The sequence below is a fragment of the Candidatus Frankia alpina genome (genome assembly GCF_902806485.1).
Classification (GTDB): domain Bacteria; phylum Actinomycetota; class Actinomycetes; order Frankiales; family Frankiaceae; genus Frankia; species Frankia alpina.
Genome location: NZ_CADCWT010000084.1, coordinates 1 through 17,648, shown reverse-complemented (window position 1 = coordinate 17,648; position 17,648 = coordinate 1). Strand labels below are relative to the sequence as shown.

Here is a 17,648-nt window from a genome sequence, read left to right as displayed (position 1 = left end):
AGAGTAACCAGTCAGCACGGAAAGTGACCTTCGCGCGGCCCTGGGTCCAACCGGTTCAGCCGGAGATGTGGGTGGAGCCGCTGCCACAGCACGGCGTAGGCGATGTCGAACCGGTCGAAATGAACGCCCTGCGATCCCAGCTCGTTACGGAGCACCGCCAGCGCATCTTCCTGCTGGCGCAACGAGTGGACCTGAAGGTCGAGCGAGGCGGTGCGGCCCTGGCTCGCCGCTCGGTCCTTCAGTTCGCGCAACAGCCGCGACTTGCCGATGCCGCCGACGCCGGTCGCATTGAAGACGCGCGGTCCTGCGCCGATGCGCGTCAGTTCCTCGGCGAAAGCCGCCAGTACCGGCTCGCGGTCGACGAAACGGCGCTGCAAGGCCGCCACCCGACGAAAACGTGGCGCTGGCGCCATGTAAACCTCCGACCATCACAGACCGAAATGCCACCGAGGACGATGCAATCATAGCCGTAGCCGGCATGCCGGTTGATTCCCTCGCCCCAACCGGTCCTGATGACCGGGGCTCGCGGCTCTGCGGGTCAGTGAAGGCGCGGGGCGGGCCCACCTGGGCGATCTTCCTGGGGTGGCTTGAGCCTTTGTTGGTCGGCTACGCATCGTTTCCTGGCAGGAGTCCAGGTTGCTGCGGATCATTCGGGTGGTCGGGTGGTCGGGTGGTCGGGTGGTCGGGTGGTCGCGTGCCGCTGGCTCGTCCGGTGCCGCCGGCGCCGGGTCGCGAGCATGCCGTAGGTGGGAAGGTATATCGAGGAATCCAATCAACACGCAGCGCAACGAATATATCGCTCAGATAGCCATATAGGGGTCCCTGTTAACTACTCTTCGTGACCATCGGGTGTTGATGACGACACCCACGGTTCTGAGGAGCGGACATGTTTCGTCGACGAAGGCTGGGGCTGGGGATGGTGGCGCTGGCCGCTGCCGGCATCGTGGCCCTGCCGACAGCGGCCACAGCGGCCACAGCGGCCCCGGCATGGGGGACGGCCTCCGGGCCGGGTCCCCTCGTGGCGGGGCCCGGCCCGGCATGGTCCTGGGGTTACAACGGCCTCGGGCAGCTGGGCAACGGCACCACCGCGAACAGCGCGGTACCCGTCCGGGTCAGCGGCCTGACCGGCCTGACCCAAGTGGTGGGCATCGCCGCGGGCAGGTACGCCGGATACGCGGTGCGCCGGGACGGTACCGCCTGGTCCTGGGGCTACAACGCCTACGGGCAGCTGGGCAATGGCACCACCGCGAACAGCTCGGTACCCGTCCGCGTCAGCGGCCTGACCCGGATCGTCGCCCTCGCCGGCGGCAGCGTCAACGGGTACGCGCTGCGCGGAGACGGCAGCGTCTGGTCCTGGGGCTACAACAACTACGGGCAGCTGGGCAACGGCACGACCACCAGCAGCCGGGTGCCCGTCCGGGTCGTCGGCCTGACCCGGGTCATCGCCATCGCCAGCGGGGGCGCGACAGCGTACGCGCTGCGCGAGGACGGCACCGTCTGGGCCTGGGGTGACAACGACGAAGGGCAACTGGGCAACGGCACCACCGCCAGCAGCCCGCTACCCGTCCGGATCATTGGCCTCAGTGGGGTGAGAGCGATCGCCGGCGGCCAGGAAGCCGGGTACGCGCTGCGCCGGGACGGCACCATCTGGGCCTGGGGCGCGAACGACGAAGGGCAGCTGGGTAACGGCACCATCGTGTCCAGCACGGTACCCGTCGCGGTCCGTAACCTCACCGGGGTGACCGCCATCGCCGCCAGCAGCGAGGGAGCCAGCGGGTACGCGCTGCGCGGGGACGGCACCGCCTGGGCCTGGGGCCTCAACAACACCGGGCAGCTGGGTAACGGCACCGACGACACCTCCCTGGTACCCGTCCAGGTCAACGGCACCACCGGCCTCGTCGGGGTCACCGCGATCTCCGCGGGCAGCTTCAGCGGGTATGCACTGCGCCAGGACGGCACCGTGTGGGCCTGGGGCAGCAACTTCTTCGGGCAGCTGGGCAGGGGCCTCACCACTCCCCCCTACAGCCTGCTTCCCGTCCGGGTAAGTGGCATTGCCAGGGCGGAAGCCGTCGCCGGCGGTGGCTTCAGCGGGTACACGCTCGTCAACACCTGGGACAGGTGACCGGGCCCGACGGGCGGGGAACCTGACCTCGCCCGATCCCTGCGGCCCCGGTCCGGCATCCTCGCCGGCCGGGGCCGCGGGCTGTCGGCCGCGGTGGGGATGTCGGCGGCCGTCGCGGGGCGCACCAGCCTAGTGTCCCGGCCCGCCGGGCCGGCACGGCGGGCATGGTGTGTGCGCCCGCGGACAGGTGTCCCCATCTGTCGACGATCCGCGCCCGCTCGGCGTCGTACCGTACACCGGAGCGCTGTCGCAACTCCAGGGACAGAAGATGTCCCTGAGCTTCTACGTCGGTGAGAGCTTCGGGCCGAGCGGACGCGGTGGACCCGCACCTGATGGGCGTGTTCCGCCGGGCGCGCACCGCAGGGCTGGTCGAGCCGTGACCGTCTGCCGATCCCCAACGCCTGGCGCCGCCGAGACCAAGACCTACCGGGAGGACCCGCGATGATCCCCGCCCACGGCTACACCGCCTTCTTCAGGCCCACCTCCGAAGGCGGTGACAAGAACATCGTGGGCGGGCTGCCCGCCAGCACGCCTGACGGGCAGAAGCTCGTCTGCCAGGTGCCGGTCGTCGCCTGGGGCAACAACGGCGAGGCCCTGGTTGCCGACATGGAAGACGGTTGTCTACGCAGTGTCCGGGGCGCCGAAGGGTTCATCCGCCTCACCCGGACCGCGACCGGGACGGTTGTCCCGGAAGGCGGGTGATGGGCGACTTCGATAGCCGCGTCACCAGGAAGGATGTTCACCTCCGGCCGCCACCGGTAGCGGTTCGCGTCAGTCCCGCCGAGGTCGGCTGCTCCCACCGCGGTTCGGGCGCGCGAAGGGGACCTGGCGGCCGAGCTCGGTCATCGCCCGGGAATGATCGTGATGCGGTGCCGGCCTGGTTGTGCTATGTACACGGTCCCGTCCGGCCCGACGGCGACCTGGCGCGGGTCGGCCACGACCACCGGTCCGGACCGGCTGGCAAGCACGCGTAGGGAGCCGTCGTCCCGCAGGGCGAGTACCTGGTTGTGCACGGAATCGGCGAGGTAGACGACGCGGCCGGGACCGACGGCCAGGCTGGTCGGGGCGCCGATGTCCGTGGCGCGGCCCGGCCCGCCGGCCGACGCCGGGCGGCCCCCGTAGGCGGTGCCGGCGATGGTCTCGATCCGTCCGCCGGTGTCGACTCGCCGGATGCGGCGGTGTTCCTGGTCTGCGACGAGCAGCCGGCCCTGCGCGTCGACGGCGACCGCCTGAGGTCCGCTCAGGGATGCGTGAATCGCCGGACCGCCGTCCCCGGAATGTCCGGGGGTGCCGGAGCCGGCGACGACCCGGGCCGCACCGCCCGGGTCGAGCCGCCAGACCCGATGGTTACCGGTGTCGGCGAGGTGGATGACGCCGTCGGCGTCCACCGTCACCGATCTCGGACGACGCAGCCCGGATATGGCGGACACGGTCTCAATCCGGCCGTCGGGTGACACCCGACGGAGCCGATCGTTGAAGGAGTCGGTGATGAACAGGGACCCGTCCGGACCGACGGCGATGCCGGCCGGACTGTCCAGTTCGGCGTCGAACGCGGGGCCGCCATCGCCGCCGCGGCCAGCCTTCCCGGTGCCGGCGACCACGCTCGCGCCCTGGCCCGGGCCGTTGCCTGGCGCGCCGGTACGGGCCAGATCGAGGAGGAATTCCGGGCCGACCCTGCTGACGCGGCGCAGGAGCGGCTGGGAGACGAACAGAGCGTTGCCGGGCGCCACGGCTACTCCGGACGGGCTGTCGATCCGGTATTCGACCGCCCGGCCCGCCGAGCCGGTCGCCGACTCGTGCGTCGACCTGCGTCGGCTCGGCCACCAACCGCGCCTGCCACTGCCCGAGGACGTGCGGCGTCGGCGCGGCGTCGGATCCGCCCCCGGTACCTGGGAACCCGGCGTGGAAGCAGACGGCACTCCGCCGGCTGCTGCTCCCTGCGCCGCCGCGGGCGCATCGTGTGTGGGCTTGCCGGTCTCTGTGGGCCCGCCCGTCTCGGCCGGTTGAGTTGGCTCCTCCGGCCCGGCCGACTCCACCGGCTTGGCTCCCTGTCCGGCGGGCCCGAGCGATCCGGGGAAATGCGCCTGCTGGGCCGGAGGTTCGGCGGCAGACCGTCGACTGCCGCGGCCTGCCGCGGCGCGGATCTCGTCGGGGAGGTGGAGGGGGACGGTGCAGCCGTCCAACCAGCCTGGACCCAACGCGTGGGTCGTGGCGGAGACGAGGTCGCCGACGAAGGCCGCGGCCGTGGGTTGCCGGAGCGCCGGATCGATGTCGAGGGCTCGCATCACGACTGCCGCGATCTCGGGCGGCGCGCAGGCGCCTCCCAACGGCGGCGCTGGTTCGTACAGGTGCCGGTGGGTGAGGTAGGTGGCGACGCCCCGGCCGGCGTACGGCGTCCGGCCTGACAGCAGCTCGTACAGGACGATGCCCAGCGAGTACAGATCGGTTGCGGGCCGCAGTACCGTCCCGGTGAACTGCTCCGGAGCCATGTAGGCAGGGGTGCCGATCACGGTGTTCGCGGGGTTGCCGGTGAAGGCCACGATCTTGGCGATGCCGAAGTCGGAGACCTTCGGGGTGCCGTCGTCGGCGAACAGGACGTTCTCCGGCTTGATGTCGCGGTGGATCACCTGCTGGCGGTGCGCCAGGTCGAGCGCGGCGGCGACGGCGAGCGCGATGCCGACCGCCGTCACGACCGTCGGGGCCTCCCGCACCCGTCGGCGCAGCGTCCCCCCGCCGCAGTACTCCATTATGATCATGGACAGGCCGTCGCGTTCGACGTAATCGTGCACCCGGACGATGTGGGGATGGGCGAGGCGTTCCAGCAGGCGCGCCTCGGCGGCGAAGGTGTCCTGGGCCGTGCTCGCGCCGTCCGCCCTCGGGAGCAGGATCTTGATGGCCACCGGCCGGTCCAGGCTCAGGTGCCGGCCGGCGAAGACGAGCCCGAACCCGCCGCCGGCGATGAGCCGGGTGACCGTGTAGCCGGGGAGGGCCGCCTCCAGGTTCGCGCGGTCGAGGTTCACGCGTCCGGTCCGGTGCGCCGGCACCGCCGTCCGGATGCCCGCCGTCCGCATGCCCGCCGTCCGCATGCCCGCCGTTCACGCCGATCCGGGCGGGACGGCGCGAACGGCGGGAATGCCGCAAAGGCCGGATCAGTCACACGGTGGATCGTATGCCTGGTCTGGCAGGAAGCGCGCCCATTCCGCCCTGGTGATGCCGGCTCCCGCCTGGGCGCAGACGCGTTGCGCGACCCGCTTCACGTCCAGGTCCCACAGCACCGCGGGCTCGGTGAACACGGTGCCGATCAGGGTGGACCCGTCCCGGGAGAAGTCGATCGTCCCGATCCCGGTCTCGGTGCCGCCGGACCGGCTCAACCGTTCGACCAGCTTCGGATGTGCCAGCCGGTGGACGTCCCAGACCCGCACCGAGTTGTCCAGGCTGCCGGTCACCAACGTGCGGCCGTCGGAGCTGAACGTCACGGTGTTCACGTCGCTGACGTGGCCGGGAATCGAGGTGATCAGCGCCGGCCGGGACGGATCGGTGACGTTCCACAGGGTGGCGTGGGGGCCGCCGCCGCCGACCGCGAGAGTCCGGCCGTCCGGGGAGAACGCGGCCCGCAGCGCCTCGCCGGGGAAGTCCGGCAACGTCACCCGAGGGACGATCCGGCGCGGGTCGCGGACGTTCCACAGCTGCACGCTGCGATCGGCGACGGACACCATGACCTGGCCGTCCCGGCTGAACGTGACGTCGCGCACGGTGTCGCGGTGGGCGGCGACGGCGGCGAGCCTGGCCGGACGCCGCGGGTCGCGCACGTCCCAGGTCTGCAGCTCGGCGGGCGCCGGCGGCAACGCCTGACCACCGAGGACGAGGGTTCGGCCGTCCGGGCTGAAGCGGAGCGAGAACACCCCGTTGGCCGGTCCGGTGAAGGCGCTGACCATGGTGGGTCGTCGCGGGTTGGTGATGTCGTAGAGGCAGACCCGCTTGGCCGTGCCGACGGCCAGCAGGCGGCCACCGGGGTGGAACGCCGCGCTGGTGATGAGGTCGTCGGCATCGGCCGGCGCGTCGGTGATGGCCGCCAACGCCGTGGGGCGGTATGGATCGTCGACGTTCCAGAGCTCGGCCGCCCGGTAGGACACCGTGACGACGTCACCGGTGCGCGGGTTGACTTCGGACGACTGCTGGTCGCCGTGGCGGCCGATGAGCGCGGGCCCAGGGATTTCCCAGACGCGCAGGGCGCCGTCGGCGGATCCGCTGGCGAGGTGGCGCCCGTCGGGGCTGAAGGCGACGGTCCAGGTCACCGCGCCCTCGTTGAGGAAGGTGAGCGCCTTCTGCCCGTCCGCTTGGTCGGTGAAGGCGGTGCTGGACGTGTTGGCGGCCGGACCGTACAGCGGAACGCCCACGAGCCGGTTGCCGCCGGCGGCGACCAGACCGCCCGTCGGCGCGACGGCGAGCGCGGTCATCGGGTCGTTGCCGACGCCCATGGTCACGGTGTGGGTCAGGTGCAGCAGGTCCGGTCCACTGAACACGCGGATACGACCGCCGCCGTCGGCGGTGTAGATGCTGCGGCCGTCGGGACCGAATGCCACGGCCCGGATCGTGCCGACCCTGGCCGCGGTCGGATCCCCGGCGGGAACGTTGAGCAGGCCGACTGGGCCGATGTGCAGCCCGGGACCGACCCACCAGAGCACCGCCGACGCGGCCTCGTCGCCGGCGGCGAGGAAGGTGCCGTCCGGGCTGAAGGCGAGGGCGTCGATCGGTCCCTGGTGCAGGGGTACCCGATTGTTGATCAATAGTGCGCCCTGCAGGGCGGGGCGGGCGGGGGCGGAGACGTCGTAGATCCGCGCGGAGTTGCCGTAGCCGCCGACGGCGAGCCGGTCCGAGGCCGGGCTGAACGCCAACCCGTACACATCCCCCGTCGTCTCCGGCAGGGTCGCCAGCAGTCGGGGACGGCTCGGCGCCGAGACGTCCCAGATTTTGGCGGTCCGGTCGCCGCTGCCGGTGGCGAGCAGCGTCGAGTCGCGGCTGAACGCCACCGACTTCATCGCCCGGGTGTGGCCCCCGTCGCGCGGGCCCGGCAGGACGGCGAGCGGTGTCGACCGGCGCGGATCGGCCGCGTCCCAGATCGCCGCGCTCCAGTCGTCGCTGCCCGTCGCGATCAGCTTCCCGTTCGGGCTGTACGTCACCGCTCCCACGGCGTTGCGGTGGAACAGGTAGCGGGTCGGTACCCCGGAGCCGCCGTTGAACGACGACAGCACGCTGCCCCGTGCCTCCGGTGTGTCCGCTTTCCGGAGGGCGGCCAGGCTGAGCTGCGCCGCGATCGCCGGATTCTGAGCACGAGCTATGTCGGCCTGGTTGGCGATCCGCTGGGACAGCGCCCGGTCGCGGGCGTCCGCCGCCGTGCTGCCCTGCCGGTAGGCGAGTCCCGCCAGCGACGCCGCCACCAGGGCCAGGACGGTGGTCACAGCGACGAGTCGCCGCAGCCGGCGGGTCCCGCCGGACTGCCGCCTGCTGGGCGGCGAGGTCGGTGCGAATGCTCTCGTCGTAGAACGCCCGGGCAACCGGCGAGAGCGGAGCATGGTCCGGTTGGGCCTCGGCCCATTCCCGGGCCGCCGCCAATCGGGTGCCGCCGAACAGGTACGACGGATCGTGCCTGCCCCGCTCCCAGCTCTCGGCGGCGTCGCTGAGCTGCTGCAACGCGATCGCGCTGGCCCGGTCGACATCCATCCACTCCCGCAGCCGCGGCCACGACCGCAGCAGGGCCTCGTGGGCGATCTGCAGGCTGTCCCCGTCGCCTTCGGTGTCCGCTTCGACGAGCCTGGCGGCGACCAGCGCGTCGAGCACGGCGGCGGCCTCGCGCGCGGGCACCGCGGCGAGCAGGTCCGCCCGTCGCACCCGCCGCCTGCTGTCCTGCTCGCCCTCGCCGAGGCGGACCATCCGCATCAACAGCGGCCGGGCGGCCTGCTGCGCCGCGGCATCCAACCCCGTATAGGCGCCCTCGGCCGTCTGCGCGATCGCGCCGGTCAGGCCGCCGATCCGCAGGTACGCCCCCACCGTCAGCGGCGACGAATCACGGGCGAACGACGAATCACGGGCGAACCAGGTCGAGCGCAGGGCGTGGGCGAGCAACGGCAGCGAACCGGGATCGGCGACGACACCCGCGCCGCTCAGGGCACCCTGCGGCGAGGTCACCGTCGCCGCCCCCAGGTCGCTTAGCAGCAGCTCGACCAGACCGGACTCCACGTCGACGCCGACCGTCCGCGCCGGTTTGACGATGATGTCGCGGATCTCCCCGGCCGTCATCGGACCGACCACCACCTGGCCGGTCTGGAGCGCCTCGACGAGTTCCGGGTAGGCCGCGCACCGGGCGTAGAAATCGGCCCGCAGGCCGATGACGACCACGGCCGCCGGGCCACGGTCGCCCCGATGGGCCGCGGCTGTACACAGGGCTCGGATGAAGGTCTCCCGCTCGGAAAGATCATCACAGAGCGTGAAGATCTCTTCGAACTGGTCGACGGCGATCACCAGGCCGGCCTCGCCGGGGTGGGACACGAGGGCCTCGGCGAGCCGCTGCGGGACCTCGGTGTCCGGCAGCGACCCGCGATCCCGGCGGCCGCGATCTGATCGAGCAGGCTCCGCACGGGATGCTCACCCGGCGTCATCAGAACCTGCGGCCATGTGTCCGACCCCGGAACCGCCCCGCGGGCCAGCACCGGCAGCAGGCCCGCGCGCAACAACGACGACTTGCCCGATCCGGAGGCCCCCACCAGGACCAGTGGACCGCCCTCGGTCAGCCGTGTCCGCACCTGGACGACCAGATCGGTGACCATCCGCTCCCGGCCGAAGAACCACCGCTCACTGGCGGCGTCGAACCCGGCGAGGCCCGGATAGGGGCACCCGGTCGCCCCGGCCGGATCATCGACGTCCCCGGGCGTGGGCGCGAGCGAGGACGTCGGGACGGCCCGAGCCAGGGGTGGAGCGGGCGGTGGGAACCGGGAGGGCGGCGACTGGTCCGGACCGCCGAGGACGCGGACGGTCACCGGCTCGGGATCGACCTCGGACGAGGTGTGCACCTCGCCGGCCTGTTCGGGGACCGCGGGGAGGACGCCCGACGGATCCTCAGGCTCACGGCCGCTGGATGGATCGATGCCGGAGGGGCTGGCTGATGACACGAATCACCGACTTAGGGGCAGGGCGGACGAAATGCGTGACCACCTCGCATCATGGCGTGACACTGTGACCCACGCGGCGGCCGGTCGTCCTGGCGACACCACCGGCAGGCTCCGGCCGCAACCGATCGTCCTCGGCCGCCGAGATCCAGACCGGCGGTCGGGATGCCGCCGCCCGGTGCCCGGCGGGCGGTGTTGGGCGAATCCAGCGTCGTCGGCGACGAATCGCCGAACGATCTGTCGCCGAGCCCGCTTCGCCGCCGAACGGGTCGTACCGGCCCGAACGTGTCGGCCAGAAGCCGTTCTCGGGCTACTACGGGGGGACCTGCCTGCTGGTGTCGTTGCTGATCCACGTATCGATGGAGGAGACCTCACGAATCGGGGCTTGAAGATCGGGGCTGACAATGCGTGTGTTGCTGGTCGAGGACGACCACGGCGTCGGCGGCGCGATCAAGGACGTGCTGGACGCGCGCGGCCACCCGGTCGAATGGGTCACCCGGGGCGCGGACGCCCTGCTCCGCCATCGCCACGCTGACCTGCTGCTTCTTGACCTCGGGCTGCCGGACATCAGCGGGCTGGAGGTCCTGCGCCGACTGCGCCGGCTCGCGGCCACTCCGGTTCTTGTCCTGACCGCGATGGGCACGCACGAGCGCGACATCGTGCGCGGCCTGCGCCTCGGCGCCGACGACTACCTGATCAAGCCGGTGGGGATGGACGAGCTGCTCGCCAGAATGGAAGCCATCCTGCGCCGCACCGAGCGCAGCAGTGCCACCCCGGTCGGGCGGGTGCAGGTGAATGACATCGCCATCGACCTGGACACCCATCTGGTGACGGTCGCCGGCGAGGAGGTCGTGCTGACGCGGATCGAGTTCGAGATCCTGGCCGTGCTCGCCCGCAAGGCGGGGGCGGCGGTCAGCCGCGAGCAGCTGCTCGACGAGGTGTGGGGCGACGCCTACGTGGCGGTGTCGCGGACGTTCGACGTGCACCTGTCGAAGCTGCGCAAGAAGCTCGGCCGGCCGAGCCCGCTGCACAACATTCGCGGTTTCGGCTACCGGCTGGGCGACTGAGGTGCGCCGGCGACTACTGATCGTGCTCATCGTGGCCGGTATCGGCGCGCTCGCCGCGTTCGCCGTCCCGCTGCTTTACACCACCTCCGCGGAGCGCACCGACCAGTTCGTCAGCCGGCGCACCGCCGACATCAACCGGTTCGCCGAGCTCGCGCTCACCGGCTCCGACCAGCTTGAACCGGAGATCGACGCGCACGCCGACCTCTACGGCGACGCCGTGGCCGTCGTCGACGCGGCAGGCCGGCCGATCGTCTCGCGCGGCGACCTCGACGGCGGCGGGGACGTCGCGCAGGCGATCGACGCGGCGCTGCGCAACCAACGCCAGGCCGGCCCGCCCGACATCCGGCCCTGGTCGTCCGGGCGGGTCCTGTTCGCCCGCCCGGTGGGCAACGGCGTCGAGGTCAGCGGCGCGGTGGTGCTGGTGTCGAGCCGGGGCCGGGCCGCGGCGGACGTCGGGCGGGTGTGGGGGCATGTCCTGCTCGGCGTGCTCGCCGTCGCCGCGCTGTTCGCGACCGTGATCCTGCTGTTGGTCCGCTGGGTGCTGCGGCCCATCACCCAGCTTGAACACGGGCTGCGAGCCGTCGGCAAGGGGGTGATCGCGGCGCATGTGCCGCCGCAGCAGGGGCCGTCGGAGGTGCGCACACTGCTCGCCTCGTTCAACCGCATGTCGGACGCGGTCGCCGACTCGGCGCGCCGCCAGCGGGCGCTCATCGACGACACCTCCCACCAGCTGCGCAACCCGCTGATGGCGATGCGGCTGCGGATGGACATGCTCGCCGGCTCGCTGCCCGACGAGGCACGTGACACCTACGCCTCCATGGTCGCCCAGGCCGGGCGGCTGCAGGTCCTGCTCGACGGCATGCGCGCGCTCGCCGTCGTGGACGCGGCGGCCACCGAACTCGCCGCCTATCCCGCGACCCCGTCGGCCTGCGACGCGAGCGCGACGGTGCTCGAGCGGATCGACTTCTGGCTGCCCGCCGCCACCGCCCGCGACGTGACGTTGGTCGATCGCGTCCCGGCGGAACCCATCCCGCTGCTGTGCGCCGACACGGACCTGGAGCAGATCGTCGACGTGCTGATCGACAACGCCATCAAGTACGCCCCGGGAAGCACGGTGACCGTGACGGTGACCGCCCGCTGGTCCTCGGGTCGAGGCCGGGTGACCGTGACCGACGACGGCGTCGGCGTGCCGCCCGGCGAGCTGCCGCGCCTGACCGAACGGTTCCACCGCGGCAACCACGATCTCGCCGGGTCTGGGCTGGGTCTGGCGATCGCCGAGCGGCTGGTGACGAACAACGGCGGACGGCTCATCCTGGAGACGGTGACGCCGCACGGGCTGTCCGTCTCCGCCGAACTGCCCGCCGGGGAACGGCCCACCCCGCCGGCGGGGAACACCATGCCCGCGGGCACGCCGGTTGACGGCGGGCGCGGCTCGGGGCTCCCCGGCCTGCAACGGCCGGGCCGGACCGACACGACGCCGACGGTCGTGCTGCCCGGCTCCCGGCGGCGCCGGGCCCGGCGCCGCGATGATCCGGCGCGGGCGACGATGCGCGGAGCCTCCTGATGACCGCCTCCCGCCGCGCCGTGCTGTTCGGCGCCCTGGCCGTCGGGGCCACGGCCGTCACCGTCACCGTCGCCGCCGCCGGCGGCTGCTCGCAGGACGACCCCCCGGTCTCGATCGCCGCCGGGGAGCCCGACGGCTTCTACATCGAGTTCGCGAACCTGCTCCGACCGCTGCTGCACGCCCAGGTGGTCCCGACGCTCGGCAGCGTGCAGAACATCCGCAGCGTCTCGGCCGGCACAGCGGACCTCGGGCTCGCCCTCGCCGACGCCTTCGACGCGGCACAGAAGGGCTCGCCCGCCTTCGGCCAGCCCGTGCGGCTCTACGCGCTCGGCCGGGTCTACGAGAACTACATGCAGCTCGTCGTGCGGGCGGACAGCCCTGTGCGCGGCGTGGCGGACTTGGTCGGCCGGGCCGTGTCGTTGGGCGCGAACGGTTCCGGCGCCGCGCTGTTCGGCGAGCGCCTGTTCGCCACCGCGGGGGTGACGCTCGGCCAGGCTCGCCATCTGTCCCTCAAGGACGCCGTGGGCGCACTGCGCGACGACATGATCGACGCCATGCTCTGGTCGGGCGGGGTCCCGACGGAGGTGCTGGCCCAGGCGGACCGGGAGTGGGGCATTCGGCTGCTGGAGCTCGGCGCCTACGTCCCCGAGCTGCGCCGCCGCTACGGCCGCTACTACAACGAGGTCGCCCTGCCCGCCGGCACCTACCGGGCGGCGGGCGCCGTGCACACGGTGGGCGTCCCGAACCTGCTGGTCGCCGGGGCGGACTGCCCGGATCGGGTGGTCCGCAACACCGTCCGGGTGCTGGTCGAACACGCCAGGCAACTCGTGCCGAAACAGGCCCGCGGCACCCAGTACCTCGACGTCGGCAACCTCATCAACACCGAGCCGCTGCATCCGGCCGCCGCCGACACCTATCGGGCGCTGCGTGGCTAGCTCGGGCCAGTTCGGGCCAGCTCCGGCGGTTGAACAGCACGCCCGAGGCCACGACCGACGCCGCGATGATGCCCAGGCTCCACAACACAGCGTGCCAGGCGGCGGAGCCGACCGGCCTGCCGGTGAGCGCGGCGCGGGTCGTCTCCACCACGGTGTTCACCGGCTGGTCGCGGGCGAAGGTCCGCAGCCACGACGGCATCGTGTCGACCGGGACGAACGCGCTGCTCGGGTAGGCCAGGAAGCTGACGAAGAAGGTGAACCCGTTCGCCGCCTCCGGCGAACCGGCGATGATCCCGATCGTCGCCGACAGCCAGGACAGCGCCAGCACGAACAGCGCCAGCACGCCGACGGCCACCAGCCAGCCGCCGACGCCCGCCGACGGCCGGAAGCCGATCGCGAGGGTCGCGGCGACCACCAGCGCGGTGGAGACGAGGTTGCGTGCCACGCTCGCCACCACATGTCCCGTGATCAGCGCGGCGCCGGAGACGTCCATCGACCTGAACCGGTCGATCACCCCGGTGGTCAGGTCGCTGGACACGGTGACGGTGGTGGTCGCCGCCCCGAAGCCGGCGCAGACCAGCAGCACGCCGGGCACCACATAGTCCACGTAGGCGATGCCGGTCCGCAGTGCCCCGCCGAACAGGTACACGAACATCAGCATCAGCATGATCGTAAGCGCCAGGGTGGTGATCATTCCATCGACGCTGCGTAGAGACAGTCGCAGGCTGCGGCCGATCATCGTCGCCACGTCGGCGACGGCGTCGACGATCGCCGGCCGGGGCGCAGGACGGCGGATCGCTTCGGCCAGGGCCAGCTCAGACATGTTCGCTCTCCTTCTCGGTGGCGGTCGGGCGGACCTCGGTGGGCGCCGGGCGGGCGGTGCGGGCCGGGCGGGCGGTGAGGGCGAGGAAGACGTCGTCCAGGGTGGTGGTGTGCACGTCGAAGCGGGCGACGCGGTCGCGGCCGGCGTCGATCTCGTCGAGCAGGGCGCGCACGTGGGCCGCCGTGCCGTCGGTGGCGATGCCGACGGTGCGCTGGGCCGGATCGGCGGTGACGGCGCGCGGGCCGAGCTGACGCACGACCGTCGCGAACGCCTCGGGCCCGGCTGCGGCTGCCAGTTCCACGTCGAGGCGACGCCCGCCGACCTGCTCCTTGAGCTGCGCCGCGGTCCCCTCGGCGACCACCCGCCCGCCGTCGACGACCGCGATCCGGTCGGCCAGCCGATCGGCCTCATCCAGGTACTGCGTGGTGAGGAAGACGGTGACGCCGGCGGTGGCAAGCCCGGTGACGATCTCCCACATCGCCGCCCGGCTGCGCGGGTCCAGGCCGGTCGTGGGTTCATCCAGGAAGATGATCTCTGGCTCGCCGACGAGGCCCGCCGCCAGGTCGAACCGTTCGAGCAGCTCCGTGGCGTGGCGGCGGGCCAGCCGCGACGGCAGGTGCAGCAGCCGGCCCATCATCCGCAGGTTCTCCTCGCCGGTCTGCGCCTCGTCGAGGGCCGCGTACTGGCCGGTCAGGCTGATCCGCCGCCGGACCTCGCGGTGCTGCGTGCCGACGTCGTGGCCGGCGACCCGGACGTGGCCAGTGTCGGCGCGCGTCAGGGTGGCCAGAATCCGCACGGTCGTCGTCTTGCCCGCGCCGTTCGGGCCGAGCAGCGCGAACACGCCGCCGCGGGGCACCCGCAGGTCGACGTGGTCGAGCACGGAGGTCGAGCCGTAGGACTTGGCCAGCCCGACGGCCTCGATCGCCAGGTCAGTGGTCATCGTGAGGGAGCTCCTCGCCGGGAATCGAAACTGCGTACATCATACGCGCTACTGCGTAGATGGTACGCAGATCTAGGATGGCGTCAACGGCGGCGAAGGGCGGCTGTCGGATCTCTGACGCGGTCCCGGAGGTGACGATGGCCAGGAGCCCCGGATCGGGGAGCGGTCCGGCCGGCGTGCCCCCGGCCCCCGCAGCTGCGCCCACGGCGCCCGCCGGCAGCGGGCCGCAGGTGCCAGCGGCCTTCGCGCTGCCGCCCGCCGTCGAGATGCTCTGGGGGATTCGGGAGCGGCCGAGCCGCGGTCCCCGCCGTGGGCTCAGCCTGGAGCGCATCGTGTCCGCCGCGGTCGGCGTCGCGCAGGCCGACGGCATCGGCGCGGTGTCGATGAGCCGGGTCGCCGCCGAGCTCGGCGCCGCGACGATGTCGCTCTACCGGTACGTCGCCGCCAAGGACGAGCTGTTGCTGCTGATGGTGGATGCGGCGATGGGCAGCCCGCCCGGCCGGCACGAGCCCGACGACGGCTGGCGGGCGGGCCTGAGCCGCTGGGCGCGGGGCGCGCGGGCAGCCTACCACCATCATCCATGGGCCCTGCGCATCCCGATCAGTACGCCGCCGCTCGGCCCGAACATGGTCGCCTGGATGGACGACGGCCTGCGCTGCCTGGCCCACACCCCGCTCACCGAGCAGCAGAAACTGTCCTCGGTGCTGCTGCTGAGCGGCTTCGTGCGCAACGAGGCGACGCTGTCCGCCGACCTCAAGGCGGCGTCCGGCGGGGAGAAGATGATGCCGGGCTACGGCGCGCTGCTCTCGCGGCTCATCGATCCAGCCGCGCTCCCGTCGTTGCAGCGCGCGATCGAATCCGGCTCGCTTGACGATGACGACGACATGGACGGCGAGTTCGACTTCGGGCTCGCCCGCCTACTCGACGGCATCGCGGTCCTTGTCGACGGCCTCGCCGCGCCCTGACTGACCGCGGCAGATGCGTCACGATCATGACGGCAGATGCGTCACGCGATCATGAAGACGTGTGCTGGGAGCTGCGCCGATGCTGCTATGATGATCAAATCTGAAGGGTCTCGATCTAGGTTGGGTGGGAGTGCTCGTGGAGCCGCGCCAGTTGAGCCTGGAGCTCTTCCCGCGGCACGCCGCCGCCCGGGTGTCCGCCGCGCTCGCGGACACCCGGGTCGTCGTCCTCAACGGCGCCCGCCAGGTCGGTAAGAGCACCCTCGCCCAGCTCACGGTGGACCCACGCGGCGATGCGAAGTCCTACTACCTGGACGAGGAGCCCGTGCGGGCCGCCGCGGCGGCGGACCCGACCGGCTTTCTTCATCACGAGGGCCTGCTGATGATCGACGAGATCCAGCGGGTGCCGGAGCTGCTGCTCGCGATCAAGCGGGAGGTCGATCGAGACCAGCGCCCGGGCCGGTTCCTTCTCACCGGCTCCGCCCGGCTGTGGGGGCTGCGAGGTATCCCCGACACCCTCCCCGGCCGGTCGGAGACCGTCGAGCTGTGGCCACTGGCCCAGGGCGAGGTCGGCGGTGGGCCGGACGGCTTCGTCGACGCCGTGTTCGCCGACGGGGCCATCGATCTCGCTCCCGGCGGGCTGCGGCGCAACGACTACGTCGAACGAGCGCTGCGAGGCGGCTTCCCCGAGGCGGTCCGGCGCGCCGACCCCCGACGTCGGGCGCGGTTCTTCGAGTCCTACATCTCGGATCTCATCGCTCGCGACATCCGCCAGATAGCCGAGATCGAACGATCAGCGGAGCTACGCAGACTTGTCCGGGCGCTCGCGGCGAACATGAGCGGTCTGGTCGTCCCGCGGCGGCTCAGCAATGATCTGGACGTCTCCGCGTCCACGGTGGCCCGGCACATCGAGGCGCTCGAGCTGGTCTACATCGTGCATCAGATCCCGGCCTGGTCCAGCAACCTCACCACTCGTGCGGTTGCGACTCCAAAGATTATCTTTGTCGACTCCGGGCTCGCCGGGCACCTGACCGGCATGACGGTGTGGCGTGCGACGCATCCGACCGCACCCGTCGGCCCGCTTGTCGAGAACTTCGTGCTTGGCGAGCTCGCCCGCCAGCTCAGCTGGTCAGAGGAACCGGTATCGCTGTTCCACTATCGTGACCGCGATCGCAACGAGGTCGACGCCGTCCTGGAGCGGGCCTCCGGCGAGATCGTCGGGATCGAGGCGAAAGCCGCGGAGACGTTGCGCGCCGAGGACTTTCGTGGCCTGCGCCGACTTGCGTCCCAGACCGGCGACCGTTTCCACGCGGGCTATGTCCTCTACGCCGGCGCCGAGGTCCTGTCCTTCGGGCCACGCATGCGCGCCGCTCCGATCTCGGCGCTGTGGACGACCGCACCACCCGCGCCGTCGGACTGTTCCTGACCTCCGCATCCGCCAGACCGGGATAGCCGGAACCCGCCTGAGTCGGCCGTCCTCAGCCGTCTTCGTCGGGTGCGAACCTCGACAGGGCCGGCACCGACGGGATCAGGTAGTAGGCGCCGGTCACCGGGGTCGTGTAGTGGGTGAGGGCGTCACGCACGCCGTCGTCGTCGGCCATCCGCCGCAGCATGATCTCGAGGCGCCGCTGCTCGCTGCTGAACCCGACGAACATGGTTCCGTGCTCGGTGATCGTGCCGAAGGCGGTGTTCCGGCGGAAGATCTTGAGCTCCTCGCCGTCCTCCTCGACGACCGTTCGGGAGACGTGCGAGGTGGCCGGCATCGCCGCCTCGTCGAGCTCGACGCTGTCCGCCTTGGTGCGCCCGATCACCGAGAATTCCGGGGGATGCCCTGGCCTTCAGGCCGTGGAGGAATCCGGCCTCCCGCGGAGCGGGGCAGGGGTAGGTGGTTCGCCGTCAGGTGAACTGCCGTGCGAACGCAGCACGTAACAGGTGGATGATTTCCCTGTCCGGGGAATAGTCGTCTTCTCTGGTTGTTTCGGTGATCTGGGATCGCGGGTCTTCTGGGAATCTCATGCCCCTCTTCTCCACGGTCCTGGTGGGTTAGGATCGGTTTATGTCGAGGTTCCGGC

Annotated in this window: 14 protein-coding genes and 1 pseudogene; 7 read left to right on the top strand and 8 right to left on the bottom strand. The window is 71.8% G+C overall.

All coding sequences use genetic code 11. The features are described 5' to 3' along the window. Positions 1–11: 11 nt before the first annotated feature. Entirely contained in the window at positions 12–386 is a 375-nt protein-coding gene (locus tag G6R25_RS11480) for a P-loop NTPase family protein (protein ID WP_235948101.1), read from the bottom strand. A 500-nt stretch (positions 387–886) separates the two neighbouring features. Between G6R25_RS11480 and G6R25_RS11475 the strand changes: the two genes are divergently transcribed. Together G6R25_RS11475 and G6R25_RS11470 are read left to right on the top strand one after the other, a co-directional pair. Further along, a complete protein-coding gene (locus tag G6R25_RS11475) occupies positions 887–2,122 on the top strand; it encodes an RCC1-like domain-containing protein (RefSeq protein WP_163552964.1) in 1,236 nt (411 codons plus the stop codon). 441 nt (positions 2,123–2,563) lie between these two features. Further along, positions 2,564–2,824, top strand: a complete 261-nt coding sequence (locus G6R25_RS11470; protein ID WP_136447456.1) for a hypothetical protein — start codon at positions 2,564–2,566, stop codon at positions 2,822–2,824. 140 nt (positions 2,825–2,964) lie between these two features. Here the strand turns inward: G6R25_RS11470 and G6R25_RS11465 are convergent, their stop codons facing one another. From G6R25_RS11465 to G6R25_RS26790, 4 genes and pseudogenes are all read right to left on the bottom strand, one after another. Beyond that, complete coding sequence (locus G6R25_RS11465) at positions 2,965–5,193, bottom strand: serine/threonine-protein kinase (RefSeq protein WP_235948098.1); 2,229 nt, start codon at positions 5,191–5,193, stop codon at positions 2,965–2,967. Between the two features lie 78 nt (positions 5,194–5,271). Continuing rightward, positions 5,272–7,581: a WD40 repeat domain-containing protein gene (locus tag G6R25_RS26800; RefSeq protein ID WP_235948095.1), complete on the bottom strand. Its 2,310-nt coding sequence runs from the start codon at positions 7,579–7,581 to the stop codon at positions 5,272–5,274. A gap of 238 nt (positions 7,582–7,819) precedes the next feature. Beyond that, positions 7,820–8,641: pseudogene (locus G6R25_RS29630) on the bottom strand (nSTAND1 domain-containing NTPase); the annotation flags it as partial. Then, positions 8,638–9,288 (bottom strand): ATP-binding protein, encoded by a 651-nt coding sequence (locus G6R25_RS26790; protein ID WP_235948089.1) that lies wholly within the window; start codon positions 9,286–9,288, stop codon positions 8,638–8,640. The gene G6R25_RS26790 and the pseudogene G6R25_RS29630, both read right to left, overlap by 4 nt. 401 nt (positions 9,289–9,689) lie before the next feature. On the opposite strand from G6R25_RS26790, the gene G6R25_RS11455 reads away from it, so the two are divergent. From G6R25_RS11455 to G6R25_RS11445, 3 genes are read left to right on the top strand one after another with little or no spacing between them, the layout of a single operon-like run. Next, positions 9,690–10,352: a response regulator transcription factor gene (locus G6R25_RS11455; RefSeq protein WP_163552963.1), complete on the top strand. Its 663-nt coding sequence runs from the start codon at positions 9,690–9,692 to the stop codon at positions 10,350–10,352. Between the two features lies 1 nt (position 10,353). Beyond that, positions 10,354–11,916, top strand: coding sequence for a sensor histidine kinase (locus G6R25_RS11450; RefSeq protein WP_163552962.1), 1,563 nt, complete (start codon positions 10,354–10,356; stop codon positions 11,914–11,916). Further along, a complete protein-coding gene (locus G6R25_RS11445) occupies positions 11,916–12,851 on the top strand; it encodes a TAXI family TRAP transporter solute-binding subunit (protein WP_163552961.1) in 936 nt (311 codons plus the stop codon). The genes G6R25_RS11450 and G6R25_RS11445 overlap by 1 nt, the downstream gene beginning before the upstream one ends. On the opposite strand, the gene G6R25_RS11440 is transcribed toward G6R25_RS11445, so the two are convergent. Beyond that, on the bottom strand, positions 12,793–13,674 hold the full coding sequence (locus tag G6R25_RS11440; RefSeq protein ID WP_235948087.1) for an ABC transporter permease: 882 nt from the start codon (positions 13,672–13,674) through the stop codon (positions 12,793–12,795). The genes G6R25_RS11445 and G6R25_RS11440 overlap by 59 nt on opposite strands. After that, entirely contained in the window at positions 13,667–14,614 is a 948-nt protein-coding gene (locus G6R25_RS11435; protein ID WP_163552960.1) for an ATP-binding cassette domain-containing protein, read from the bottom strand. Before G6R25_RS11435 ends, G6R25_RS11440 begins: the two co-directional genes overlap by 8 nt. 137 nt (positions 14,615–14,751) lie before the next feature. Between G6R25_RS11435 and G6R25_RS11430 the strand changes: the two genes are divergently transcribed. Beyond that, positions 14,752–15,579 carry a TetR/AcrR family transcriptional regulator gene (locus tag G6R25_RS11430; RefSeq protein ID WP_235948104.1) on the top strand — a complete coding sequence of 276 codons (828 nt, stop codon included), beginning with the start codon at positions 14,752–14,754 and terminating at the stop codon, positions 15,577–15,579. Between the two features lie 124 nt (positions 15,580–15,703). Next, entirely contained in the window at positions 15,704–17,002 is a 1,299-nt protein-coding gene (locus tag G6R25_RS11425; protein WP_235948084.1) for an ATP-binding protein, read from the top strand. A gap of 52 nt (positions 17,003–17,054) precedes the next feature. Here G6R25_RS11425 and G6R25_RS11420 read toward each other — a convergent pair whose 3' ends face one another. Next, positions 17,055–17,387 carry a Dyp-type peroxidase gene (locus G6R25_RS11420; RefSeq protein ID WP_235826079.1) on the bottom strand — a complete coding sequence of 111 codons (333 nt, stop codon included), beginning with the start codon at positions 17,385–17,387 and terminating at the stop codon, positions 17,055–17,057. Between the last annotated feature and the right edge of the window lie 261 nt (positions 17,388–17,648).